General features: G+C 36.5%; 18 protein-coding genes. 10 read left to right on the forward strand and 8 right to left on the reverse strand.

Features of this window, described 5'->3' with window-relative positions:
• Window positions 1-374 precede the first annotated feature (374 nt).
• On the reverse strand, window positions 375-1,067 hold the full coding sequence (locus BMW64_RS05320) for a DUF6261 family protein (protein WP_089998969.1): 693 nt from the start codon (window positions 1,065-1,067) through the stop codon (window positions 375-377).
• Window positions 1,068-1,464: 397 nt separating this feature from the next.
• Between BMW64_RS05320 and BMW64_RS05325 the strand changes: the two genes are divergently transcribed.
• Together BMW64_RS05325 and BMW64_RS05330 are read left to right on the forward strand one after the other, a co-directional pair.
• Complete coding sequence (locus BMW64_RS05325) at window positions 1,465-1,812, forward strand: hypothetical protein (RefSeq protein WP_089998970.1); 348 nt, start codon at window positions 1,465-1,467, stop codon at window positions 1,810-1,812.
• 194 nt (window positions 1,813-2,006) lie between these two features.
• Window positions 2,007-2,558, forward strand: coding sequence for an REP-associated tyrosine transposase (locus BMW64_RS05330; protein ID WP_089998972.1), 552 nt, complete (start codon window positions 2,007-2,009; stop codon window positions 2,556-2,558).
• A gap of 201 nt (window positions 2,559-2,759) precedes the next feature.
• Here the strand turns inward: BMW64_RS05330 and BMW64_RS05335 are convergent, their stop codons facing one another.
• From BMW64_RS05335 to BMW64_RS05360, 6 genes are all read right to left on the reverse strand, one after another.
• Window positions 2,760-4,190, reverse strand: coding sequence for a sugar MFS transporter (locus tag BMW64_RS05335; RefSeq protein ID WP_089998974.1), 1,431 nt, complete (start codon window positions 4,188-4,190; stop codon window positions 2,760-2,762).
• Between the two features lie 201 nt (window positions 4,191-4,391).
• The gene (locus BMW64_RS05340; protein WP_089999274.1) at window positions 4,392-6,848 is read right to left on the reverse strand and encodes a glycoside hydrolase family 3 C-terminal domain-containing protein; all 2,457 of its coding nucleotides are present in this window, start codon (window positions 6,846-6,848) and stop codon (window positions 4,392-4,394) included.
• A gap of 571 nt (window positions 6,849-7,419) precedes the next feature.
• Window positions 7,420-8,298 (reverse strand): alpha/beta hydrolase, encoded by an 879-nt coding sequence (locus tag BMW64_RS05345; RefSeq protein ID WP_089998976.1) that lies wholly within the window; start codon window positions 8,296-8,298, stop codon window positions 7,420-7,422.
• Between the two features lie 366 nt (window positions 8,299-8,664).
• Window positions 8,665-9,831: an esterase gene (locus tag BMW64_RS05350; protein ID WP_089998977.1), complete on the reverse strand. Its 1,167-nt coding sequence runs from the start codon at window positions 9,829-9,831 to the stop codon at window positions 8,665-8,667.
• 279 nt (window positions 9,832-10,110) lie between these two features.
• Complete coding sequence (locus tag BMW64_RS05355) at window positions 10,111-12,402, reverse strand: glycoside hydrolase family 3 protein (protein ID WP_089998979.1); 2,292 nt, start codon at window positions 12,400-12,402, stop codon at window positions 10,111-10,113.
• Window positions 12,403-12,412: 10 nt separating this feature from the next.
• Window positions 12,413-14,674, reverse strand: a complete 2,262-nt coding sequence (locus tag BMW64_RS05360) for a TonB-dependent receptor (protein ID WP_089998980.1) — start codon at window positions 14,672-14,674, stop codon at window positions 12,413-12,415.
• Between the two features lie 537 nt (window positions 14,675-15,211).
• Here BMW64_RS05360 and BMW64_RS05365 point away from each other — a divergent pair.
• Entirely contained in the window at window positions 15,212-15,961 is a 750-nt protein-coding gene (locus BMW64_RS05365; protein WP_089998982.1) for an NUDIX hydrolase, read from the forward strand.
• 3 nt (window positions 15,962-15,964) lie between these two features.
• Window positions 15,965-16,426 carry an NUDIX hydrolase gene (locus BMW64_RS05370; protein WP_089998983.1) on the forward strand — a complete coding sequence of 154 codons (462 nt, stop codon included), beginning with the start codon at window positions 15,965-15,967 and terminating at the stop codon, window positions 16,424-16,426.
• 2 nt (window positions 16,427-16,428) lie between these two features.
• Here BMW64_RS05370 and BMW64_RS05375 read toward each other — a convergent pair whose 3' ends face one another.
• Window positions 16,429-16,662, reverse strand: a complete 234-nt coding sequence (locus tag BMW64_RS05375; protein ID WP_089998984.1) for a hypothetical protein — start codon at window positions 16,660-16,662, stop codon at window positions 16,429-16,431.
• A gap of 156 nt (window positions 16,663-16,818) precedes the next feature.
• Between BMW64_RS05375 and BMW64_RS05380 the strand changes: the two genes are divergently transcribed.
• The 6 genes from BMW64_RS05380 to BMW64_RS05405 all read left to right on the forward strand — a co-directional run bounded on the left by BMW64_RS05380 (window position 16,819) and on the right by BMW64_RS05405 (window position 24,396).
• Entirely contained in the window at window positions 16,819-19,710 is a 2,892-nt protein-coding gene (locus tag BMW64_RS05380) for an AsmA-like C-terminal region-containing protein (RefSeq protein ID WP_228400847.1), read from the forward strand.
• Window position 19,711: 1 nt separating this feature from the next.
• The gene (locus BMW64_RS05385) at window positions 19,712-20,326 is read left to right on the forward strand and encodes an alpha-ketoglutarate-dependent dioxygenase AlkB family protein (protein WP_089998987.1); all 615 of its coding nucleotides are present in this window, start codon (window positions 19,712-19,714) and stop codon (window positions 20,324-20,326) included.
• A gap of 112 nt (window positions 20,327-20,438) precedes the next feature.
• Window positions 20,439-20,657, forward strand: a complete 219-nt coding sequence (locus BMW64_RS05390) for a hypothetical protein (protein ID WP_089998988.1) — start codon at window positions 20,439-20,441, stop codon at window positions 20,655-20,657.
• Between the two features lie 390 nt (window positions 20,658-21,047).
• Window positions 21,048-21,278: a glutathione synthase gene (locus BMW64_RS05395; protein ID WP_089998990.1), complete on the forward strand. Its 231-nt coding sequence runs from the start codon at window positions 21,048-21,050 to the stop codon at window positions 21,276-21,278.
• Window positions 21,279-21,381: 103 nt separating this feature from the next.
• Window positions 21,382-22,380, forward strand: coding sequence for an SDR family oxidoreductase (locus BMW64_RS05400; protein ID WP_089998992.1), 999 nt, complete (start codon window positions 21,382-21,384; stop codon window positions 22,378-22,380).
• A gap of 216 nt (window positions 22,381-22,596) precedes the next feature.
• Window positions 22,597-24,396 carry a hypothetical protein gene (locus BMW64_RS05405; protein WP_089998993.1) on the forward strand — a complete coding sequence of 600 codons (1,800 nt, stop codon included), beginning with the start codon at window positions 22,597-22,599 and terminating at the stop codon, window positions 24,394-24,396.
• The last annotated feature ends 17 nt before the right edge of the window (window positions 24,397-24,413 follow it).

Genomic DNA, 24,413 nt, shown 5'->3' on the forward strand with positions numbered 1-24,413 from the left:
TTGCTTTTTATTTGACAGCATTGAAGCCGAAAGAGTAGATTAAGAGCCTGTGAAATTTTATCTAATAATCCTCTGGAATTCTACTTAATGTGCTTTATCCAAATAAACAAAGTTTATTCTTAACATTAAGAAATTTAGTTTATTAAGCGAGAAAAAAATAAGAAATCAATTAATTGATTTAAATTAAGTTAATTAGAAAATTAAACCTTAATTCCTTAATGTTAAAATATATTTAGAATTTAAATACGCTCAAAATATATTATATCATTAATTATTTGTAGCAGTAACATCAGAATATTTTATAGTAATAAAGAACCACAAAAAAGAGATGGAAATTTCCACCTCTTGTTGTTGATTTTTAGTTCGGAATGAAGTTATTTCTTTTCATGATCCGCAACTGTAGAGTTTTTTGCCGCTTTTACCAATTCATTGATGTCTGCATAGAACAGTTCCCAACCGGTGACATCTTTCATTACCGTAATGAAATTGATATAAGATCTTAAGGCTTTTTCCAGATCTTTACGGATCGAAGAAGCACTTTTCATGTTTCGGAGATTTGCATTTGCTCCTGCTTGTTCTGCAAATATCTGTTCAAATACGTCCTGTTTAGACTTCATTTCATTAAATGCAGGAAGTAAAGACAGTGCATTCAGCTTCTGAATATTTTCCGGCTTCTCAAGGTCTTCGATTAATTTTTTCATTTGGGCGGTTTGAGAAGAGTAGCTCATTTTGTCCAGACTCAAATCATATAGTTTAAAGATCTGGTACAGGTCTTCTGCAAACTGGTAATTAGATAACGAGGGCATTTTTCTGTATCCGTCAAGGAAATTTTTTAATGCCCTGAAACTAACGTCCCTATCCCTGTCTGCGCTTGCGACATCAGTTCCTTTACCACTGTAAGTAGATTTTGTATAAACAGCATCATACTCTGTATAGACTTTTTTAAGTTCGGAAAGTAGGGGATGATTGGAGATTACTGCATATTTTCCCAAATCGGAAGTTGTAATCGTTCTCTGTACCAAGGTAGCCAGGTCTTTTGTATTTAAATCTGACAATGTAATTCTCATAACATCTGCGTTTTAATTGTGAATACTTATTAAATTTTAAGGTTTAAATATAAATAAATTGCCATTTCAAACCAAATCTGTTGGTTTAGAATAAAACAGTTTGCCGTTTCTTCCTATTCTGGCAGATTAGACTTTCCCGGAGTGCTGATTTAATTTAATCTGTCAGTTTAGACTCTCACAGTTCTCTGTTTTTGTTTAATCTGGTAGTTTAGACTAAAACGGAGTCCTGATTTTGTTTAAACTGATGGTTTGAAATGAAATGGAAAACGGGTTGGCATTACAATGTCTTTGACTCATTTCGCTCGTGCCAGCATTGAGAAGCGTTAAAAAAAGTTATTTTTTTATCAGCTAATAAATTTATTTGTTCTTTTGTATAGTTTTAAACCAAATAATAGAAATGAATAAAAAATTAAAACTTTTGGGAGCATTTTTACTGTTGCTTTGTTCACAGCAAATTTTCTCTCAACAGCAGACAGATGATGATCAATTGAGATTCAAAGGTGATAATGCCAAAAGAAATTTAAAAGATAAAACAACTGTTTTTACAGGAAATGTTTCTTTATCATCAAAGAATATTAGTTTTGAAAATGCAGAAAAGGTAATTGTTGATGAAACGACAAATGAAGTGAAAATTTATAAGCCACAGAATTTTAAGATTATTCACGTAGAAGGCTTATCCAAAACAGGAAAAAATCCTGAAGAGGTAATTATTTATAATACCAAAACAAAAACAGTTTCGATATAATTTTATTAAATATAAAAACAAAAAAACCTGCCCAATGGCAGGTTTAACTATGTAAAATATCTAATGTCCTGATTTTGCATCTGCATATTGCTTTACATATCTTTCGCTAGCGCGAGCGTCCCGCTCGTGCTAAAATATTCATTATACTTTTAATAAAGTTTCCTGACTATATTATATATTTACGAAAAATACAAATGAGTAGAAAATATAAGTTTAACGAAAAAGAAGGAGCTTATTTTATAAGTTTCGCAACAGTTTTCTGGATCGATGTTTTTACCAGAAACGAATACTTTGATATTATTATAGACTCTTTAGATTATTGTCGAAAGAACAAAGGAATGGTCATTTTCGGATATTGTATCATGCCCAATCATATTCATCTGATATTTCGGTCACGAGATGGAAAGCCATCAGAACTAATAAGAGATTTTAAGGGGTTTACATCCAAAAAAATGCTAAATGCGATTAAGGGAAATTTTCGGGAAAGCAGGAGAGAGTGGATGCTATGGATGTTTAAAAAGGCAGGAAGCAGAAGATCTAATGTGACGGAATATCAATTCTGGCAACAGCATAATCATCCTATAGAAATATGGTCACTTAAGGTATTTGAGCAGAAGCTTATGTATACACATAAAAATCCTGTAAAGGCCGGTTTTGTTATTGAGCCTTGGGAATGGAAATACAGCAGTGCTCGCAATTATTATGATGATTATAATGGAGTTTTAAAGATTGATGTTAATTTATAATATTAAAATCTTAAATTTCCTTTGCTGGCGCGAGCGTCCCGCTCGTGTTCAATATAAATATCATGATTATAGCATAAGCACGAGACGCTCGCGCTAGCAGTAATTATTTACAATACCAAACAAAAACAGTTTCGATATAATTTTATTAAATATAAAAACAAAAAAACCTGCCCAACGGCAGGTTTAACTATATAAAAATATCTAATGTCCTGATTTTGCATCTGCATCTTGCTTTACATGCCCCAGATATTTGGTACAGTAAGCTCCGAAAATAAGAATCACGACATAGCAGAATACCGGAATGATAAATGAATGCTGCACTCCGAAAACATCAGCCAGATATCCCTGGAAGATAGGTACGATAGCGCCTCCTAAAATAGCCATTACAACTAATGAAGATCCCTGACTCGTATATTTACCTAATCCTGAAATAGCTAACGTATAAATATTCGAGAACATAATGGAATTGAATATTCCGATTCCCAGAATGCTGTACATTGCCATTTCACCATGATTTAACATAGCGGAAATCAACAGAACGACATTCACTGCTGCAAAGATAGATAAGGTTCTTGCCGGAGCTGCTTTCCCGATAAAGAATGCGATAAAATTTAATGCAATAAATACAAGGAAAAAGCTGATCTGCGCAAAACTAAGATCTACAATACTGAAGATCACTAAAAACACAGCCGCCGCTGCTCCCAGCATATACAAAGCTTTTTTTCCCTGGCTAATAGACTGATTTAATGATATAGCCCCCAGGAAACGTCCGATCATTGCGCCTCCCCAATATAAAGAAAGGTAATTTTTACTTACCACTTCAGATAAATTCATAACCTGTGGCTGTTCCAGGAAACTGATGATAAAACTTCCTACTGCTACTTCTCCGCCGACATAGCAGAACATAGCCAGAACGCCAAATTTCAGGTGATTGTGTTGCAATGCTCCGAATCCTTTTACGATTTCTTCTCCTTTTACCTGGAAATCAGGAAGCTTAACTCTTGAAATTAACAAAGCTACGAGTAAAAGAATTCCCGCAAAGATCAGATAAGGAATTTTAGTTGCTGCTGCAGAAAACGAGCCGTCAGGTGCAGAAAACAATTCGAAAATAAGGTGTCCGCCCAAAACCGGTGCGATCGTTGTCCCGAAAGCATTAAAAGCCTGTGTCATATTCAGTCTGCTGGATGCAGATTCTTCCGGACCAAGCAAAGAAACATAGGCATTCGCCGTGATCTGCAGAACTGTAAATCCTAATCCTAAAATGAACAGTGCCCCTAAAAATAATCCGTAAGAAGCAAAGCTTGCTGCAGGATAAAAAAGAACACAGCCTAAAGCTGCAAGGAAGATTCCGAAAAGAATTCCTTTTTTATAACCTACTTTGTCAATCGGGTCGCCTTGCGTACTCGATATTAAAAAGTAAATCAGGGAACCGATAAAATAGGCACCGAAGAAACAAAACTGCACCAGCATCGATTCAAAGAACGACAGGTTAAACAGCTGTTTCAGATAAGGAATCAGGATATCATTCATACAGGTGATAAATCCCCACATGAAAAACAAAAGGGTGATGGTAACGAGAGGAACTGTATAATTCCTGCCTTTAGCCTTTACATCATTGATCATAACATTCATTTATTTTAAAAAGTGGTTAAAGATACCTATTTTAAAGATAAAATCTTAATTCGAGACATTAAACTTATCATGAAAATATCTTTATATCATTAAACATAAAGAAGCTGAGAAATAAATGCCCTAAAAATGTTTTGGGTTCTAATTTTTGAATTAAGTGTATGAATGTGTACATTTAAATCTACAGCTCCTTTTATGTAAATTTTATGGTTTCAAATCTTCAAATTTAGTATCCGCAGGGAAAACGTGCTGAACTTTTTCAACGACCAATTCTTTCGGAACAGAGAATTCCGCCGTTTGTCTGATGTCTAAAGAAGAGGCTCCGACAGAAACTTTATAATTTCCTGCTTCGGCAACCCAAGCTGATTTTGCTGTTTCAAATGATGCTAAATCTTTGGGATTAAGAGTCAAAGTAATCGTTTGAGATTCTCCCGGTTTCAAATCTTTGGTTTTAGCGTAAGCTTTCAGTTCAGATGTTGGTTTGTCTATACTTTTGTTCGGTGCAGAAAGATATAATTCAACAACTTCCTTTCCGTTTACCTTTCCGGTATTTTTAACATCAACACTTACTTCCAGTTTATTATTAAAAGTTTTTGAATTGGTTTTAATATTGGAATAAACAAAATCCGTATAAGATTTACCATAACCAAATTCATAAGAAGGTTTCACACCAAATGTATTGAAATAACGGTATCCGACATAAATACCTTCCTGATAAGTCACATCTTTAGGGTTATCCGCTGGTACTCCCGGGAAATTCTTTGCTGAAGCATGATCTGTATAGTTCACTGGGAAAGTCATTGTCAGTTTTCCGGAAGGGTTTACCTTTCCTGAAATCACATCAGCAACGGAGTGTCCACCTTCCTGTCCCGGTTGCCAGGCCAGTAAAATGGCATCTGCTTTATGCTTCCATGAAGCCGTTTCTATAACACCGCCGATATTTAAAATAACGACAACTTTTTTTCCTTTGGCACGGAATGCTTTTGAAATCTTATCCAGCATTTCTATTTCTTCTGTTGCCAGATTAAAGTCATTATCGACAACCCTGTCGCCGCCTTCTCCGGAATTTCTTCCTAATGTTACAAAAGCAATTTCCGATGTTTCTGCTTTTTTAGCATAGAAAGCATCATCCAATTTCATTTCGGGAAGTCTTTCCGGCAAAGCCAAAATTCCTTTTGCTTTTCTCCTTTCTTTTTCTGCGGCTACTTCTTTTTCAGCATGAGGCTTGTACAGATCAACTAATTCTTTGTCTAATTTGTAACCTGCTGCGTTCAAACCTTCCAAAAGAGAGACCGTGTGTTTGTTATTTACGCTTCCGCTTCCTGTTCCACCTGTAATCCATGCGTAAGAAGTCACTCCGAATAACGAAACTTCTTTCTGCTTGTTGTCAAAAGGCAAAGTATTTTGTTCGTTTTTAAGCAAAACCATTCCTTCTGTTGCAGCGTTTCTGGTTACTTCTGCATGTTCAGCCAGATTTGGCTTATCGCTGTATTTATATTGTGCGAAAGTCGGTGTCTTAAAAATGTATTCTAAAATTCTTTTTACATTTAAATCAGCCACTTGCTGAGAAAGTTTACCCGAATTAAGAGCTTCCAGCAACACTTTTTTCTGTGCAGGAATTCCCGGCATCAGAAGGTCGTTTCCTGCATTCATCTGTTTTACAACGTCAGAAATTCCGCCGCTTCTGATGGATTCAAATCCCGGGAAACCTCCAAACCAGTCGGTCATTACGATGCCTTTGAAACCCCATTCGTTTCTCAAAACCTGAGTTAATAAATCTTTTGAATCTGAGGTATAAACGCCGTTCACTTTGTTGTAAGAGGACATTACTGTCCATGGCTGAGATTCTTTAACGGCGATTTCGAAGTTTCTCAAATACAATTCTCTCATCGCTCTTTCAGAAACGTGGGCATTGATCGTCAAACGGTTGGTTTCTTCGTTATTCGCCGCGAAATGTTTGATGGAAGTTCCTACCCCCTGAGACTGTATTCCGTTTACAATGGCGGCAGCTGTTTTTCCTGAAATTAAAGGGTCTTCAGAGTAATATTCGAAGTTTCTGCCGTTCAACGGATTTCTCTGAATGTTTAAAGCCGGAGCTAAAAGTACGTCTACGCCATATTCTTTCACTTCATTTCCCATTGCCTTTCCGACCTGCTCCAGAAGTGTTTTATTCCAAGTTGAAGCCAAAGCTGTTCCCACCGGAAATGCTGTTGCATAATACGTTTTTGAATCATTTTTTCTGGTTGGTGCAATTCTCAAACCTGCAGGTCCGTCCGCAACTACCGTCGCAGGAATTCCGAATCTCTCGAAATCTGCCGTTCCACCCGCTGCTCCGGGAACCAAACCTTGCTTTGAATCTCCGACAGGACCCGTCAGTACTTCAATTCCGGGCATTCCCGTTCCGATAAGAAGATTGACTTTTTCTTCGTTGGTCATTTGTCTGATGATGGCATCTATTCTTTTGTCCACGGAAAGTCTTGTATCTTCCCAAACATCGAGTTTACCATTTTTATTAAGGTCTTTGAATGTTTTTCCGTTAACCATTACGGTTGGATTATTCTGGGCTTTAGCAAGCGGTGAAGCTGCTAATAAAGCCATAAACAATCCTGCATATTTTGCTTTCTGAGAAAGTGCTGTCAATGTTGATCTATTCTTCTTCATAATTATTTCTTTGTTTGATATTTTATTTTTTTTAACCGCAAATCGATGATTATCTCCTTTTAGTTGATGAATATTTATTTCGACGAAGTCAAAAGGCATTTTTTAACCACATTAATTTTAAGAATTGTTATCCGATAAAATTAAAATACATTTAACAGGTCGCTCCTACGGAGCTTTAATCACAAAAAAGAATGACTTTCTATTATCAGTTAGCTCCTAATGGAGCTACATTAATCCCATCGGGACTTATTTATTAAATAGAAATAATGCAGTGAAAAAAAAAGCTCAGTAGGAACGACCTGCAGAATGACTTTCCATAGCAAGTTTACTTCTAATGGAGCTGCATTAGTCCCATCGGGACTTCCTGTTAATAGAAAAAAATGTAGTACCAAAACAAAGCTCCGTAGGAGCGACCTGATGGTTTAGCCTAAAAATGAATTTGTAAAATTCATGGAATTCTTATCACATAGAAATTAATCTTTGATTTTTATTTTTGTGAACTTTTCAAAAGCATTATTTAAACTTTACGTTTTTGTGACTTTTGTGGTTTAACTTTTTTTGTTCTAATTGATTATAAAAACTTATGAAATTTCAGCCAATCCAGATAAACATTCGACCAGTTATCCACCGGACTATCCTGTTTTGCCATTCCGAAACCGTGACCACCTTTTTCATAAATATGAAGTTCTACAGGCTGTTTTGCATCGTGCCATTTGGTGTATAATAAAATAGATTTCGGAGCCAGTTTTAATTGGTCATCGTCTGCTGCGCAAATGAACAATGGTAACTTTTGCTCAGGAACTTGATAACCTAAAACGGCATCGCTCGGACCGCTATAGATGGAAGCGGCAAAATTCGGAATAGTAGAAGCATCGTCGCTGTGAAGCACACTTTCCAGAATCACACTTGCACCCGCAGAAAAGCCGATAACGCCTAGTTTTTCCGGATTAACATTGAGTTTTGCTGCATTTTTTCTGATGTAAGAAATGGCAGTTTTGATATCGTTTCCGGCCATCACTTTTATCGGTGCAGTTTTCGCATCAAAAGCCGGCCTGTCTTTGATGTTTTCCATCATTTCACGCGCCGGGTCTCCGGTTTTGGTTTCCAGCAAACGGTATTTTAAAACAACCGCTGTAATTCCTTTTTCCTGAAGAATTTTGGCTAAATCTCTTCCTTCTTTATTGATGGAAAGACTTTGAAATCCACCTCCGGGAGCGATTACGATTACTGTACCATTAGCTTTTGCTTTTGGTGCTTCGTAGATTTCTATGGCTGGAGCGGCAACGTTGTATACCAAATGAGTTTTGAATAAATCGGAATCCATTTCTTTTTCGGAATACGTCCAGGATTCTGAGCCTGGTGCTTTGCCTTGGTATAATGGAATTGATTTTTGAGCGTTGATGCTCGTTAAACCTGCAAGAAATAGACTTGCTATGATGAATTTTTTCATTTTGATTGATTTTAAATTTTACCACGCAAAGAGCGCAAAGTTTTTTTGATTATTAAACCGTTTTCAAGTTCGCAAAGGCGTTTCACTTAAATAAGTAATACAATCTCTTATCATAGTGTTTGTCATTCCGTAAGTATAGAATTTTATAATCATCGTTGAGATTCCTACGGAATGACAAAAATGCTGTTGAATTATTTTGTTAATTAAACCTGCGAATCTCACGCAGCCCGACTTGAGCGGAAATCCTTTTTTGCTTATACTTTAAGTTCTAGTAACCTGAAATCGTCTTGCAAAAAAGATTGGGAGCCCTTCGACTTCGCTCAGGATAAACTTCAGGCGGAAATAGCTGCCCAAATAAATACTATTTTATTTAAACAACTGCGGAACAAATTCGTTAAGATAGGTTCTCCAATTACTCCACGTGTGACCTCCTTCTGATTCTACATATTGATATTTAAAGTTCATCTTGTCGAGCTTCTGACGGTATTCTGTGACGTTTTTGTAAAGAAAATCGGTTTTTCCGATGGCAATCCAATACAGTTTGTATGAATTGGTCTGTTGGGTTTTCAGTTTTTGGTCTAAATTCTGGTAAACCGGACTTTTCTTTTCGTCTGGCGGAAGAATCGCCGGGGAAAATAAACCTACATAATCAAATGTTTTCGGTTGATTCGCAGAAATGTACAATGAATGAAAACCACCCATCGAAAGTCCGGCAATTGCCCGATTTTTAGCATCAGCTTTTGTACGGTAATTTTCTTCGGTAAAATCCATGATTTCCTTGAAATAGGTTTCCATATCCCCCGAAAAAATATCCGGCGTCCTCATATCGATTTTATAAAACCCTTTGGAAGATTCGCCCGGCGCTGCAGAATTGCTGGTGTGACCATTTGGCATTACGACAATCATCGGCTTGGCTTTTCCCTTGGCAATTAAATTATCCAAAATCTGCGATGCTCTTCCCAACGTCATCCACGCTTCTTCGTCGCCACCCATCCCGTGAAGCAAATACAAAACCGGGAATTTTTCTTTGGAGTTTTCGTATCCTGGAGGTGTGTAAATGGTTAATCTTCGGTCTTCTTTCAGTCCATCTGAATGGTACCATCTTTTGGAAACCGTTCCGTGCGGAACATTTTGAACTTTGTAATTTTCGGATTGTTTTCCGTCAATCAAAATCATACTCATCACCGACGAAACATCACGAACCTGGTACGAATTGTTCGGGTCGTTGGCTTTTACACCATCAACAACGAATGAGTAGGTATAAATATCGGGATTGAAATCATTTTTTGTGAACGACCAAACACCGTCCTTATCTTTCTGTAAATCGACGGAACCGGGTTCCATTCCTTTGGACGGAAACCAGTTTCCCTGCAGTTTTACGCTGTTTGCATTGGGAGCGAGCAAACGAAAGGTCACATTCTGACCGTTGATTTCGGGAGAAATTAAGTTTTTCTTTCCGCTGAAATCAAGGTTTTCCTGAGCAAACATTAATGAACTTAGCATTAATGAATAGATTGTGTATCTGATTTTCATATTACATTGTTTTTATTTTTTAACCACAAAAGGCACAAAAGTTTTTGATTTTGACACATTAGTCACATCAGATTTAAGTTTAAAGCTTTGGAAATATTAGAACACATTAGTTTAAAAATCTTTGATTTTTAGTTTTGTGAACTTATTTAAAATATTAATTAGCTCTTAATCTTTTGTGACTTTTGACTCCGTCGAATCTTTGATTTGTGGTTATTAATGACAGTTTTTAATTCAAAAATAAAATTCTGAGCCTGTAAAATACAGACCCAGAATTATCAATTATTTTTTATATTTCTCTGTTCTCGCATCTTTAATAACACCAGACCAGTTCATTCCGTATCCGAAATCATAGTCATGACCTTCGGAATCTTTGTGCGTTTCCATATCGTAAGGTACGTCTTCTTTTTGCTTTTCAACGGTTGCCATATTCGCAGGCATCTGAAGCGGAAGTAGTCCTGAAGGCTCATATTTTCCGGTAATGATATCCACAACCGCCTGATTGGATACATTGAAGTTCATCAGAATCGCATCAGCGTGCTTTTCAAATTCGTTGAAAACCATAGGTTTAGAAGCTGTTACAGAAACAATAACAGGCTTTCCGTTCATTGCTTTGTAAGCATTTTCAATGGCTAACAAATCGGTGAAGTTAGTCGCGGTAGAAGTTTTATTTTTGAATGTTCTGTCGTGAACATTGGGTGCAACAACCGGGTCGCCCGCTGCAATACTTTTTTCACGAGCTTCTGTTGCTGTGTACGTTTTGTATTGAAGAGAAATCGGAAGGTAACCGTTTCCGCCTTCTTTAGCATCGATGTCGCTGTAACCGCCTTCTTCACTGTGTGGACTTTTCACGAAAACCAATGCAAAATCTGCTTTTGAAGGGTCTTCGGTTACGTTGAAATGTTTTTTTACTTTCTCGATATCAACGGGATATTCTAGAGACGGAGCTGTATACACTCCCCACCAGTTGAACGTTGCAGGAGAATATCTCTTCGGAATGTAAACCGTTTTTCTTTCTTTGATTGGAAGAATATTGGCTTTGTTTTTCAACAATACGATAGATTTTACCTGAGCTTCGTAACCAGCTTTCATAAATTCAGGATTACCAACGATTTTTTTGGTTTCTTCTACGTTGACATAAGGGTTTTCAAACAATCCGGTTCTAAAGAAATTTCTCAGCAAACGAACCGCTGACTGCTCGAACTTCGCACGATACGCTTTTTCGCCGTGTTCTTTTACGCCCATCTGATAGGCTTCCAGAACAGGCCCTTTGTCGTTGTTTCCTCCGAACTGGTCAACACCAGCTTCCAATACTTTATAATGACGTTCAGCGATGGATAATTTTTCAGCACCCCAAGGTTTTCCGGCAAATCCGCCCGGCGTTTTTGGTTCGTCAGCTGTAATCAACCAGTCGGTACAAACTACACCGTCATATTTATATTTTCCACGAAGTAAATCTGTGATTAAATATTTGCTGTAACCATTTCCAACATTTTCGCCGTTCTTAGTATCCTGATTAAAGCTAATTGTATAGTACGGCATCACCGCAGCAGCTTCTCTGGTTCCTCCAGCTAGTTTGAAAGCACCTTCTGTAAAAGGTTTTACGTGATTCTGGAAATTATTTCCCGGATAAACCGCAAATTTCCCCATCGCCCAGTGACCGTCGCGACCACCTTCTTCAGGTCCGCCTCCCGGCCAGTGTTTTACCATTGCATTTACACTTTTGTTTCCCCAACCGTTTTTGCTCCCGGTTGTTGTCTGGAAACCGTCAATATAGCCTCTGGCCATGTCTGCTGTCAATTCTGGACTTTCAGAGAAAACATAAGCAATTCTGTACCAGCGAGGTTCTGTTCCTAAGTCGATTTGAGGTGACAATGCGGTTGAAATTCCTAATGCTCTGTATTCCTGAGCGGCAATATTCCCGAATTTTTTAACCAATTCCGGGTCGAATGTTGCGCCCATTGCCAAACCATCCGGCCAAAGAGAAATCTGTCCGCCGGCTCCTTCATTAAATTCGGCTGTTACCGTTGCGGAATGTCTCGGGTCTGTACTGTTGTTCGCAGGAATTCCCAATCCCAAACCTTCGATGTAAGCTTGAATATTGTTACTCCATTGTGCTGCAATTGCAGGAGATTCAACCGTTGTTACTAAAACGTGACGAAGGTTGTCTTCCTTTAAAAATTTCTTTTGCTGGTCTGTTAAATCAGAGGCTTTTGCGCCGCTTTCTTTATAAAATTTGCCGTTATATTTTCCTGCTCTTATGCCATCCGGAGGCGCCGGAACCGATTGATGACCGCTATATAACATCAGACCTGCAATCTGCTCGATCGTCATTTTTGAAGCTAAATCTTTTGCTCTTTCGTCAACAGGAAGTCTCCAGTCTTCGTATTTATCGAGTTTTCCGTTTTTGTTTAAATCCTTGAATTTATTTCCGCCAATCGTCAGAATTTTCACCCCTGAATCTGCTGAATATCCTAAAACAGGACCTTTAGAATTCGTAACTGTCTGAATATTTTGTGCAAATGCTGTTATTCCTAAAAATAATGCAGCAACATTTAAAACTGTTCTTTTCATTGTTTACATTTTAGAAATTAAAGCTTACTGATAACTGACCTGTCAACGGCATAATGTACGTTCCAGTCAACAATTTTCCATAATATGGACTAGCATCGGTAATCAGTTCGGCACCGTTGATGGTTCCGCTGGCTCCTCTTTGGTTCAGGAAGTTGATGACTGTTGCACCAATATTGATATTTTTGTTAACTGTATAACTTACCCCTCCGAATGTTTCCCATCTTGGAGCGAAGTATAAGGCATTCGTAAGGTTCGCATATTGTTTTGAGAAATACCTGAAACTTGCCCAGAACCTCCATTTGTCGACAGAATAGCTTGGATCGATTTCCATCAACACTTTAGCAACACCTAAGACATTGTTGTCACTGTACTTATAGTCTTTTCCGAAGGCATTGAAATTAAATTTCTTATAAACCGGATTTTGGAACGTCACGAGATAATGTAAATTAAATCCTTTGAATGGTTTTAAAACAAAATCCGTCGTCCAGCCCAAAGTCTGAATATCGTAATAAACCGTTGTAGTCTGCGCCTGAGAACTGTTGGCAGGATTTACAAGGTTGTACCGGTTAAGGTTGTTGTTCTTTTTAAGATAAGTCGCCTGAGAAATAAATTGAATCCAGTTTGTATTCCAGAAAACTCCGAATGCACCCAACGGGCTTTTAATTTTATTAGTGTTCGGTTCAAAAGCCTGAGAGTAACTTTCCAGTCTTCTGTTTTCTTCAGTATACAAGAAGTTGGCTAAAATTCCGAAGTTTTTGGTAATGTTATAAGTCGCGTTTAAACTTCCCGCAATCTGGAAGAAACTTTGACTGATATGGTCAAACTGAGCTGGATCTGTAAAGCTGAAACCAATGGTTCTTGGCGTCAGAGAATATTCTCCGTCAAGGATGTGGTTTCTCAAATGTAAACCATAACTCAGATTAAAGTTGTCGGTAACTTTCCATTCATCTGTACCATACAGTGAAAGTTTGTTTTCTGTTCCGCTGTGATATTCTCCACCCGCATTGTAGTTGTAGAATCCGTCTGCATCAGTATTTGGACCAATCAGTCTCTGAGGCTGTGATTCAACAGTTTGGAAGAAGAAAGTACGGTCGGATGTAAATTTATCAACATGATAATATTGTTCCAATAATCCGAATGTCACATTATGATTTCCAAGCTGTTTATTTAAAGAAAAACGACCGGCAACACTAGTAATCGGGGTTTCCGGAGTGTACATCCCCAGAATAGTTCCTACCTGTCCGGAATAAGGTTGACCGTTAGAAGCCAGTGTATATCCTGCTGAAGAATCTGCATTAAAAATACTTAAAGGAATCATATTGGACATTTTTACTTTAGAAAAATGTGCTCTTGTTGAGAATTTAAAATTCCAACCATTGTCTAAAAGATAATTACCGAAAATATCGATATTATGCGATTTTGACCTGTTATCATTTCCGCTCATTGAGCGCCACGAATACTCACCGGTGAGAATATCTTTGACTTTCATCAGTCCGTCTCTCACCACATAAGAATCTCTACCGATTTTAAAATTATCCAGCTCGGTTACTTTACCCTCTGCTCCGTATTGGAAAACGGCATAATTGGTGATGCTGTAAGAATCTGCATATTTGTATAAAACGGAGATTTTTCCCTTGTCATTGTTGAAATATTTGGTAATGCCTGCTCTGAAAATTTTGGTTTCATCGGCATTTCTTGCAAAGCCTAATTTGTAGGTACTCGGGTCAAAGTTGGCAAAAGCACCTACTGTATAAGTCCAGCCGTTTTTAGAAATCGGTCCTGAAGCGTTTACGTCACCTTGCAACCAACCGAAAGTACTTGTTGTAAGCTTTCCTTTTAATTTGAAATCTTTAGTTCCCGTTTGAGAATAAGAATTTACTGCAAAACCAAGGTCACCCATTGTGTTGGCTAATTGGTCCATTTTCAAAAGTCCTGTTTTTTCCAGGCCTACACTTTGTCTCCATGTTTTGTTTGGAAGTTCAGGCCAGAAAAAATAAACTACAGGAAGATCATTCTCAAGAATCGTTATTCCGCCTACTGTGGAAGGTAAACCGATATTTACATCTCTTGGGCTTGTATTGTTTGCTGCATTCAGCATTACATTTCTGTTATTGTCTTCTTTGGAAGTGGCTACTGTTTTTACCCCTTCTTCATTTTTTACTGCTGCTTTCACTGCAGTTTTTACAGAAGCACTGTCGGTTTCCTGACCAAAAGCTGTTGCGAAGGAAAGCATCAGTCCCAATGCCGAAATTTTAAGAGTTGATTTTCTCATTGCTTAGTTGTCTAAATTCTATATAGTTGTTATCGTACATGTTTAAAGGCATAGTTCATCCTGCATCCAAAAAATGTATGGATGAAACTTTATTTCAGCACCGGGATTGTTTTTTGCCGGTTTTCCTCAGCATCAGATTCTTCGAAATGTATCAGCACCATTTTTTACTGATATATTTCGATTCGGTTAGGAAAACATTACTATTTTTCCATTAATTTATATACTCCGGGTGGGGTATATATCAAAGTAATTTCGTTCAGCGTAGTGTTTATATTCATTGCTTCATTATGAATCATTACAATACTACATTCTTTCTTCCAATTATGCAAAAAAATGTTAATAAAAATTTAATATTGTAATTAAATTGCTGTATGTCAGATTATTATTTTAAAATTATTTTATAGAAATTCATTGTTTCTATACGAAACAATGATTAGATTTAACCAAAATTTTCCCCAAAAAGTACTTCAGTTTGCCAATTTTCTACTTATATAAGATTTTTATTAAATTTGTTTACTAAATTTTCCAAATTCTCTAATGGACTCCAGACAACAAATTTTAAATAGATCTAATGAGCTTAAAGAGGTTTTTTTACCTCATCTTTCCGCAGATCCTGTCATTTTCGGATTTGATCAGAACGAATTGAAAGTTCTGCTTCTCAAAATGAACTATCGTAAACAATGGCTTTTACCAGGCGGATACGTTAGAAAGGATGAGGATCTCGATGAAGCTGTGGTAAGGATATTAAAGGAAAGAGCAGGTATTACTGATGTGTATCTGGAGGAATTTGGAGTGTTCGGTAAAAAGAACAGAAGTGAGTTTTATTTTGAAGATTTTGATGAAACGCTCTTTCATAAGCAGAGATTTGTTACGATAGGGTATTATGCACTATATAACCCAGACAGATTTAATCTGATAGCGGATGAATTTAGTGAAACCTGCGAATGGATTTATCTGAGTAAGCTTCCGGAGATTGTACTGGCCATGGACCACAGAGATATTATTGAGAAGGCTTTATTAACATTAAGAGAAAAAATTTCGCATAAACCTATAGGATACAACCTGTTGCCCGAAAAATTCACCCTTTCGGAACTTCAGAAATTGTATGAAGTTATTCTCGGAAAAGAGCTTAACAGAGGTAATTTTTACAGGAAAATCAAAAATCTTGGGATTTTGAAAAAACTTGACGAACAGAGAAAGGGTGGTGCGCACAAAGCTCCTGATCTGTATTCTTTTGATGAGGAAAATTATCTTAAAGCGCTTGAAAACGGATTAAGCAGCTGGTAATCCATGAAAATAAGTGCAGGAATTCTATTGTTTAAGAGAAAAGAAGGAAAATTCTTTTATTTTCTTGTACATCCCGGCGGACCTTTCTGGAAAAATAAAGACTTGGGAGCCTGGTCGATACCAAAAGGAGAAGCTTCTGAAGACGAAAATTTGTTGGAACGCGCCAAGACAGAATTCGAAGAAGAAACAGGAAAAACAATTGACGGAGATTTTACTGAATTAAATTCCATTACTCAAAAGGCAGGTAAAAAAGTCTTTGCATGGGCTGTGGAAGGAAATGTTGAAACTTCTGACATGAGCAGCAATATGATAACCATAGACTGGCCACCAAAATCCGGCAGAAAGATGGAAATTCCGGAGGTAGATTGTTGGGAATGGTTTTCTTCCGATGAAGCAAAGCAAAAAATAAATCCTGCACAGAGAGGATTTATTTTACAGCTTGAAGAAATTTTTTCAATGAAATAAAACTATTCGTTGCTATTTTCTTTTTTGAAGCTTACTACTTCATAATTCCCGTCAGAGCAATATTTTTTACAGCTTTCATCGTTAAATGATTCCGGAGACTTCAGGAAATCTTCAATAAATTTTGCACTTTCATCTGTGTTGGAAGGGGTGATGACTACATGAAAAAGATTTAACACCGATTCATCAGCATTTTTCAGTGATTCTTTTTTATGTTCTTTAGCTTCTTTGAAATTCATATTACTATTTTTAATTTTTTGGCTAATGAATAAATTATGCCATCCCGGTTATTTTTGTATAATAATTAAACCTTTATGGTATTCCTATAAAATTATTTTAGTTTCTGTGGCGTGATTTTAGATAAGTGTAATTTATTAAACTCAAATTACATGCTGATGAAACGGTTTAAAAGAATAATTCTAAAGATTCTGAAGTGGGTGGGTATTTCAATAACATCCATTCTTTTTTTAATGTTTATTATCCCCATTCTGTTTCCGGGAACGATTTCGGAGCAGGTAAAAATATTTGCCAATCAACATCTTGCAGGAAAGCTGGATTACAGAAAAACACATCTTACGTTTTTCAGGCATTTCCCGTCGCTTACTGTTTCTGTAGATGATTTTTTACTGAAAGGTTCAAAGCCTTTCCAGAACGATACTTTATTGGCGGCAAGGGAAGTGGCGGTAGGAATCAATCTTAAAAATTTAATATTTGACCGTGAAGTAAAGATCGATGAAATCTACGTTACCAATGCCTATGGAAATGTTTTTGTCAACAGTAAGGGAGAGGCAAATTACAATGTCTATGTTTCCAAGCCCTCCAAAAAGCCTAAGGATACGACCGGTTCAGGAACTTCTATAAAACTTGATCTTATTAAACTTAAGAACTGGAATATTACATACAGAGATCATTCTGCAAAAATTCTGGTAGATGCCAAAGGCCTTAATTATACTGGAAGGGGCGGACTTAGTGAAGATATTTTCGATCTGGAAACCAATCTGGATATTAATAAAATTGATTTTAGTCTTAACAGGATTTATTATGCAAAACAGAAAACGGTACATGCTGACCTTATAACAAGAATCAACACCAATGCATTGACTTTTGTTTTAAGGAAAAATGAATTAAGAATCAACGATCTGCCGCTGAAATTTACAGGCTTCTTGAGTATTCTGAAAGACGGATATAACCTGGATATCAATGCTGCTTCAGAAAAAACGACCATTCGTGATATGATCTCCATTCTTCCGCCACAGTATCTTGATTGGGCAAAAGATACCAAAATTGAAGGGAATAGTGATCTTTTTTTCAATCTGAAAGGCCGATTTAGTGAACAACAGAATCTTAAGCCAAGACTTAAAGCAAGATTACTGGTATCAGACGGTTTTGTTTCCAATGGAAAAGCACCGGTCCCGATGAACAACCTTAATATGGACCTTAATGTAGATCTGCCTTCACTTGATACCAATCAGCTGGCGATTGATCTTAAAAATTTAGGTTTTGATCTTGGACCGAACAACAGCTTTAAAGCCGTAGTTAAAACAAAAGGTTTAAACGAAATGCCGGTAAATGCTGATATAAAGGGCGCTGTTGATCTTCAAACTCTTGATCAGGCATTAGGACTGAAGGATATCGATGTTCGCGGTTTAATGAATACCAATATTAAAGCGAATGGAATTTTCAGTCTTGATAAAAAATTATTTCCAAAGACAAATGGTTACCTGAATCTCAAAAATGGATGGCTTAAAACAAAATATTATCCGAATCCTATTCAGAATATCAATATTGTAGCGAATATCATCAATACAGACGGAACATTTAAAAGTCTTGGTGTGAAGCTCAATCCTTTCAAGTTTGATTTCGAAGGTAATCCTGTATTTGTGAATGCAGACCTTCAGAATTTTGAAGATGTTTTGTATAAAGTAAGGGCAAAAGGGGTTTTAAATGTTGGAAGAATCTATCGTGTTTTTGCCAGAAAAGGTTTTGATGTCAGCGGACTAATAATGGCGGATCTTTCGTTAAACGGAAGACAAAGCTATGCTACGACAGGCCAGTACAGCAAGCTGGACAATAAAGGAACTTTAATTTTAAAAAATATAAAGGCGACCACCGAATTTTTACCCAAATCATTCTTTATCAAAGAAGGGAACTTCCGTTTTGAAAATGAAAAAATGTGGTTTACTAAGTTTCTTGCTACCTATGGAAAATCTGATTTTGCATTAAATGGTTATCTTTTAAATACAATTAATTATTTTATTGAAAGAAAAGGGACGCTCCACGGGAAATTCACGTTGAATTCCAATTATGTTCTTGTTGATGAATTCATGGCTTTAAAAAATGGAGATAATTCAAAAAAATCAATTGACGTAGAATATGCCAAAGTAGAAAATCCAAAAAGCAGTGGGGTAGTAATCATTCCAAAAAACCTGGATGTTTCCCTGCAAACCAATATTAGGAAAGTAGAGTTTAAAGGATTAGGCTTAAACCATCTTAAAGGTCAGGCTTCTGTAGATAAAGGTCAGGTTTATCTTAAAAATACATCGTTTGACATTATCGGAAGTAAGATGAATATTGATGCACGATATCAGGATGAATCTCCGCTTACAGCTAACTATGATATTGCGCTGAAGGTATTGGATTTTGATGTTCAGCGGGCTTATAAGGAAATTGATATGGTGAGGGAAATGGCAACTGCCGCCAAAAATGTGAAAGGAATTGTATCCATTGATTATAAATTAAAAGGAGACTTTGACAAAAATATGAAGCCTATTTATCCATCGCTTGAGGGTGGGGGTATTGTCAATCTTCGGGATGTTGAAGTTAAAAATTTAAAAATGCTTTCTGCAGTTGGAGATAATATCGGTGCAAAAGCATTCAATAATCCGGATATGAAAGGTGTGAATATTGAAACCCATATTAAAAATAATCTTATTCATGTGGATAAATTCACCTTCAAAGTTTCCATTCTAAGGCCAAGCATTAGCGGAACAACAAGTTTCAACGGACTGCTTGATCTTAGGGTCAGAATTGGAATTCTTCCGGGTGGCATCATTGGATTTCCGATTGTGGTGACCGGAACACATGAAAATCCAAAGATTAAAATTTTCAGTAAAAAAGGTCAGGGCATTCTGGATGCAGCCTACAACAGGAAACTTAATAAAGTTATCCGAGAGGAACGAAGAGCCGAAAGAAAAACGAAAAGGCAACAGCGTAAAGAAAAAGAAGCGCAGGAACAGCGGGCAAAAAATGCTGAAAAGCAGATTACTAAAGATTTAAAGGAAAAATAAAATGAGCCAGTTAAGTCTATTCGGTTCAGATGAATATTATGAGTTTCCGGAAGAACTTTTAGAGTATACCGATCAGTTTTTAACAGATGAGGAAGCAACAGAACTGCAGGAAAATCTGATGCTTTCAACACCCTGGAAGCAGAATACACAGAAAATGTACGACAAAACGGTACTGACTCCACGTTTAACGGCATGGTACGGCGACAGCAATAAAATGTATCATTTGGGAAACAATGATTTTACTGTCAATGAATGGTCACCGGAATTATTTACTTTAAAAGAAAAGATTGAAAAATACTCAGGTTATACATTTAATTCTGTTCTTCTCAATTTGTATCGCGATGGAAATGATTCAGTGGCGTGGCATCGTGATAAGGAAAGTGAACTTGGAAATCGTCCTGTCATTGCTTCCGTAAGTTTGGGGCAGGTAAGAAATTTCGATTTCAGAAAAGTTGATAACCACCAAAAGAAATACAGCATTGCTTTAAATCATGGTTCATTGTTAATCATGAAAGGTGATCTGCAGATGCATTGGGAACACCGGATTGCCAAATCATCCCGGAAAATGAAGCCGAGAATCAATCTGACGTTCAGGTTAATCCGTGAGATTAATTGATAAATAGTAATAATTATTTATTTAATACCATAAAATATAAAATAAAATATTCTTTAACATAATTTGGCAAAGAAATTGTCTATTGATAACCAAAGTATTAAAAACATCAGCTATGAATATTTCTTATTACGATTTTAAAAATATGCCTAATCAGGATCAATTCAGTTTAGTGATGAATGAAGGACGCGTCATGAATGAGAGAACCGTTAATACACTACGATATGTTCTTTATGAAATTTCACATTTTACAGTTGAAATGATTTACAATATTCAGAAAGATAAAATTGAAGGAATCAATGTTTTTCAAAATAAAGGAGCGTACGCTATCTAAACAACACAACAGATCGGTATAAATAGGAGCAGTTTTTTTTAAGCTGCTCTTTTTTTGTTGAATGTAAACAAATTTATAGAGAAAAATTAAATTTTCGATTTAAAATGAATGACATTTAACAGAAAACAGTAGCATATTGAATGTTTAAAATACAATTTTTAACACATCAACAACAGATTCTTTCTAAAAACAAAAAATCCTCAGAAAACTGAGGATAAAAACTAATAACCATGAAAACTCAAATTAAACATGAGTATTAATTAGTATTAAAATATTATGCCATAAAATCTAATGGTAGAATATTTTTAATAGTATTTATGATATTTTAAGAAAAAATAATAATCTTCATTCTTGGCACAGTTTATTCTTTATCCAAACTAAAAATAAATTATGGCACATAGAAATTTTAGAAAAGAAGATTTTGTAAAGGATGAAGGTTCTAAACAATATCAGGTTGAATTCCGGAAAGGAAATATTGGTATAGGTTCTGACTTAATTGTTGAAAGAGAAAATGACAATGGCGAATATGAAACACTTCAGGCTGAAATCAGAAGACATGACGACAGCATTTTTGTATGCTGGAGTGAGCCATTCAACGGAAGAGTAATTTTTGATGAATAAACTGTAAAACCCGAATAATCTTCGGGTTTTATTTTGCCATATAAATTCGCTTATGGCATAATAATAGGTTCGTTATAGATAACTAACCAAAACCAATTGCAAAATGAAATCCAATAATGAAATTCAACAAAGCCTTAGAGGAAAAACAGTAGTGATCACCGGAGGAAGCAGTGGAGTAGGAAGAGCTGCTGCCGAAGCGTTTGCCCTGGAAGGCTGCAATATAGTAGTCGCCGCAAGAGGGAAAGAAGCGCTGGATGAAACGGTAGATTTATGCCGAGATCTGGGCGTTGCCGCACTGGCGGTACCAACTGATGTATCAATCGCTGCAGATGTTCAGAACCTGGCGAATAAAGCATTACAATTCAATGGCAGAATCGATATTTGGATCAATAATGCAGGGGTAATGGCAAGTGGAAAGTTTGAGGAAATCCCGATGGATGTAAACGAGCAGGTCATTAAAACCAATCTTTTCGGCTACATGCATGGTGCTTACAGTGTTTTGCCGATTTTTAAAAGACAGGAGGAAGGGGTGCTGATTAACAATGTTTCGATAGGCGGATTCATGCCGGCTCCTTACAGCGCAGTCTATTCTGCCACAAAATTTGGAATCCGTGGGATGATGGAATGTCTTCATGGTGAAATTTCAGATTTCCCTAATGTCTATATCTGTAATCTTTACCCACAAATACAACGATCCACCGGAAATATGCATTCGGCGAAGTTTTCCGGTCTGGATTTTAAAATTCCGCCTTTTGCTGCGGATCCCAGAGATACAGCTGCGAAATTTGTCGAACTGGCAAAAAATCCTCAAAAAGACATGTTTCCGGATGTTACTTCAAAACTCTTAACAGGAATGTACAGGTTATTTCCAAAACCTGTTATTAATACCGCTTCAGCCGGAATGAGACTAATGATGAAATTAAAAAATGCTCCTTCAGACTCAGGAAATGTTTTAGAACCTTCAACTCAGCCACACAAAATTTATGGGGAAACGATGTTGCCTGTTCCGTCAAAAAAGACAAGATTAGCAGTACTGGCCGGACTAGGATTGGGACTTGCTTACATGTTTCTTAAAGTAAAATCTTCCGGAAGTGAAGAATAAAGATTAAATATTACAAGAGATTTATAAATAGCATACAGGGAAATTTCCGGGCAAATCGAAGATTTGCCCGGAAACTTTTTTATGTAAAATGATTTTAAACATTTATGAATAAATTAGCTGTTATTGTATGCATAATTAATTTTAAACTTATACTTTTGTGCCAGTGAATAGTTGATGGGAATTTAGAGGTAAAAAATTATTTTAATCAATATAAAAATGATCAAAAAGCCTTTGCACAATTTCCATATTCCCGTTATGGGATTGGCTTATACGATAGACAGTCCTATCCGTGTAGCGCAATACGGTATTTCATCCGTAGTTTCTATAATCGATGATGAGATTATAGAGAAAATGAAAAATTTTTACAGTACAAAATTCAACCTGAATTACACAAGTATTTCCACCAGGGTGGAAGACTACCGTGCAAAAAGGATCACCGCATATCTTGACATGCTGGATGATATCGTTAATGAAAAGTTCGAAGCCTTTAAAGAAGAGATTTCAAAGAACAAAACAGCACTGATGAATTTTGTGGAAATGCTTCCCGGTACCTCAGAAGTAAAAACCGGATTACAGAATTTCCTTACCCAAAAAGAGGGTATTACTTTATCTATTAAAGGCTTTATCGAAAAACACCTTTCTCCCGGAAATATTGACGTCAATATTATGACTAAGGTAGATAAGGACAATTTTAAAAATCATCAGCAATTGCCCGTCATATACAATGATGCGCATGCTTCGTTACGTGGTTTTGCCAAAAGCAGATTGTCGTCTTCCATGGTTCTTTCTGCAGGAATGAATCCCCGGTTGTACAGTTATATAGAAGAATTTGACGATTTTTATCCGGATGAAAACGGAAATATTAAAAAGAAAATTATCCTAAAGGTCAGTGATTTCCGTTCGGCGATGATTCAGGGGAATTTTTTGGCTAAAAAGGGACTTTGGGTTTCAGAATACAGAATTGAATCCGGACTAAACTGTGGCGGACACGCTTTTGCGACCGAAGGCTTATTGCTGGGCCCAATTCTCGAAGAATTTAAACATAAAAAACATGAGCTTGTTGAATCTTCGCATCTACTGATGATTAAAGCATTGGAACAGAAGGGAAAATGTACGGTTACAAAGCCATTGGATATGAAAATAACCGTGCAGGGTGGAGTAGGAACAGCCGAAGAGCATGAATTTCTTCTTAATACTTATCATGTTGACAGTGTCGGTTGGGGATCGCCTTTCCTGCTCGTTCCGGAAGCTACATCTGTAGATCAGGAGACACGAAAACTTCTTTTGGAATCGAAAGAAAAAGATTTTTATATCAGTCATCTCTCACCGCTTGGAGTACCTTTTAATACGGTTAAAGGATCGTCCAATGAAATGATCAGGCATCAGAAACAAGCTAAAAACCGTTTTGGTAGTTCCTGCCCGAAAAAACTGCTGGCATTAAGCAAAGAATATTCACCGGAAGGAATTTGTACTGCCTCAAAAAAATATCAGGATCTAAAGTTGGAGGAACTTAGAGCTGAAAAAAATACAATTTCACCTGAAGCTTATTCTAAGAAAAAAGAAAAGATCACTGAAAAAGCCTGCCTTTGTGTAGGACTTGTAAATTCAGCATATCTCGAAAACGGACTGGAAATAAAAGGTGAAAAACAAGGTGTTGTAATCTGCCCCGGACCAAACCTGGCGTATTTTGATAAGGAAATTTCACTTTCTGAAATGGTAAAGCATATTTACGGGAAAGCCAATGTTATTTCACACAAAAGCAGACCTAATATTTTTATTAATGAATTGAAAATGTATATAGATTATCTTAAAAATGAGATTGAAGAATGGCGTGGAAATTTCACTACAGGCCAGATAAAAAAATGGAAAGTTTTTAAGGAAAATCTTTTACAAGGGATCGACTATTATGAAAATTTACTGCAAAAAACGGATTTTTTCAAAAAAGATCTCAATATCAAATGTCATTTACAGCACAGTAAAATTTTGATTTCCAAGATCGAAATTCCTGAAAAATAAGATCAAACAACCTTCAA

It is taken from the genome of Chryseobacterium taichungense (assembly GCF_900109935.1).
GTDB classification, from domain to species: Bacteria; Bacteroidota; Bacteroidia; order Flavobacteriales; family Weeksellaceae; genus Chryseobacterium; species Chryseobacterium taichungense.

Coding starts and splice junctions, on each gene's coding strand:
- BMW64_RS05345 (WP_089998976.1), bottom strand. CDS start 8,298: ATGAAAAAATTCATCATAGCAAGTCTATTTCTTGCAGGTTTAACGAGC.
- BMW64_RS05375 (WP_089998984.1), bottom strand. CDS start 16,662: ATGAATTTCAAAGAAGCTAAAGAACATAAAAAAGAATCACTGAAAAAT.
- BMW64_RS05320 (WP_089998969.1), bottom strand. CDS start 1,067: ATGAGAATTACATTGTCAGATTTAAATACAAAAGACCTGGCTACCTTG.
- BMW64_RS05385 (WP_089998987.1), top strand. CDS start 19,712: ATGAGCCAGTTAAGTCTATTCGGTTCAGATGAATATTATGAGTTTCCG.
- BMW64_RS05390 (WP_089998988.1), top strand. CDS start 20,439: ATGAATATTTCTTATTACGATTTTAAAAATATGCCTAATCAGGATCAA.
- BMW64_RS05335 (WP_089998974.1), bottom strand. CDS start 4,190: ATGAATGTTATGATCAATGATGTAAAGGCTAAAGGCAGGAATTATACA.
- BMW64_RS05405 (WP_089998993.1), top strand. CDS start 22,597: ATGATCAAAAAGCCTTTGCACAATTTCCATATTCCCGTTATGGGATTG.
- BMW64_RS05365 (WP_089998982.1), top strand. CDS start 15,212: ATGGACTCCAGACAACAAATTTTAAATAGATCTAATGAGCTTAAAGAG.
- BMW64_RS05330 (WP_089998972.1), top strand. CDS start 2,007: ATGAGTAGAAAATATAAGTTTAACGAAAAAGAAGGAGCTTATTTTATA.
- BMW64_RS05325 (WP_089998970.1), top strand. CDS start 1,465: ATGAATAAAAAATTAAAACTTTTGGGAGCATTTTTACTGTTGCTTTGT.
- BMW64_RS05370 (WP_089998983.1), top strand. CDS start 15,965: ATGAAAATAAGTGCAGGAATTCTATTGTTTAAGAGAAAAGAAGGAAAA.
- BMW64_RS05360 (WP_089998980.1), bottom strand. CDS start 14,674: ATGAGAAAATCAACTCTTAAAATTTCGGCATTGGGACTGATGCTTTCC.
- BMW64_RS05400 (WP_089998992.1), top strand. CDS start 21,382: ATGAAATCCAATAATGAAATTCAACAAAGCCTTAGAGGAAAAACAGTA.
- BMW64_RS05355 (WP_089998979.1), bottom strand. CDS start 12,402: ATGAAAAGAACAGTTTTAAATGTTGCTGCATTATTTTTAGGAATAACA.
- BMW64_RS05380 (WP_228400847.1), top strand. CDS start 16,819: ATGAAACGGTTTAAAAGAATAATTCTAAAGATTCTGAAGTGGGTGGGT.
- BMW64_RS05350 (WP_089998977.1), bottom strand. CDS start 9,831: ATGAAAATCAGATACACAATCTATTCATTAATGCTAAGTTCATTAATG.
- BMW64_RS05395 (WP_089998990.1), top strand. CDS start 21,048: ATGGCACATAGAAATTTTAGAAAAGAAGATTTTGTAAAGGATGAAGGT.
- BMW64_RS05340 (WP_089999274.1), bottom strand. CDS start 6,848: ATGAAGAAGAATAGATCAACATTGACAGCACTTTCTCAGAAAGCAAAA.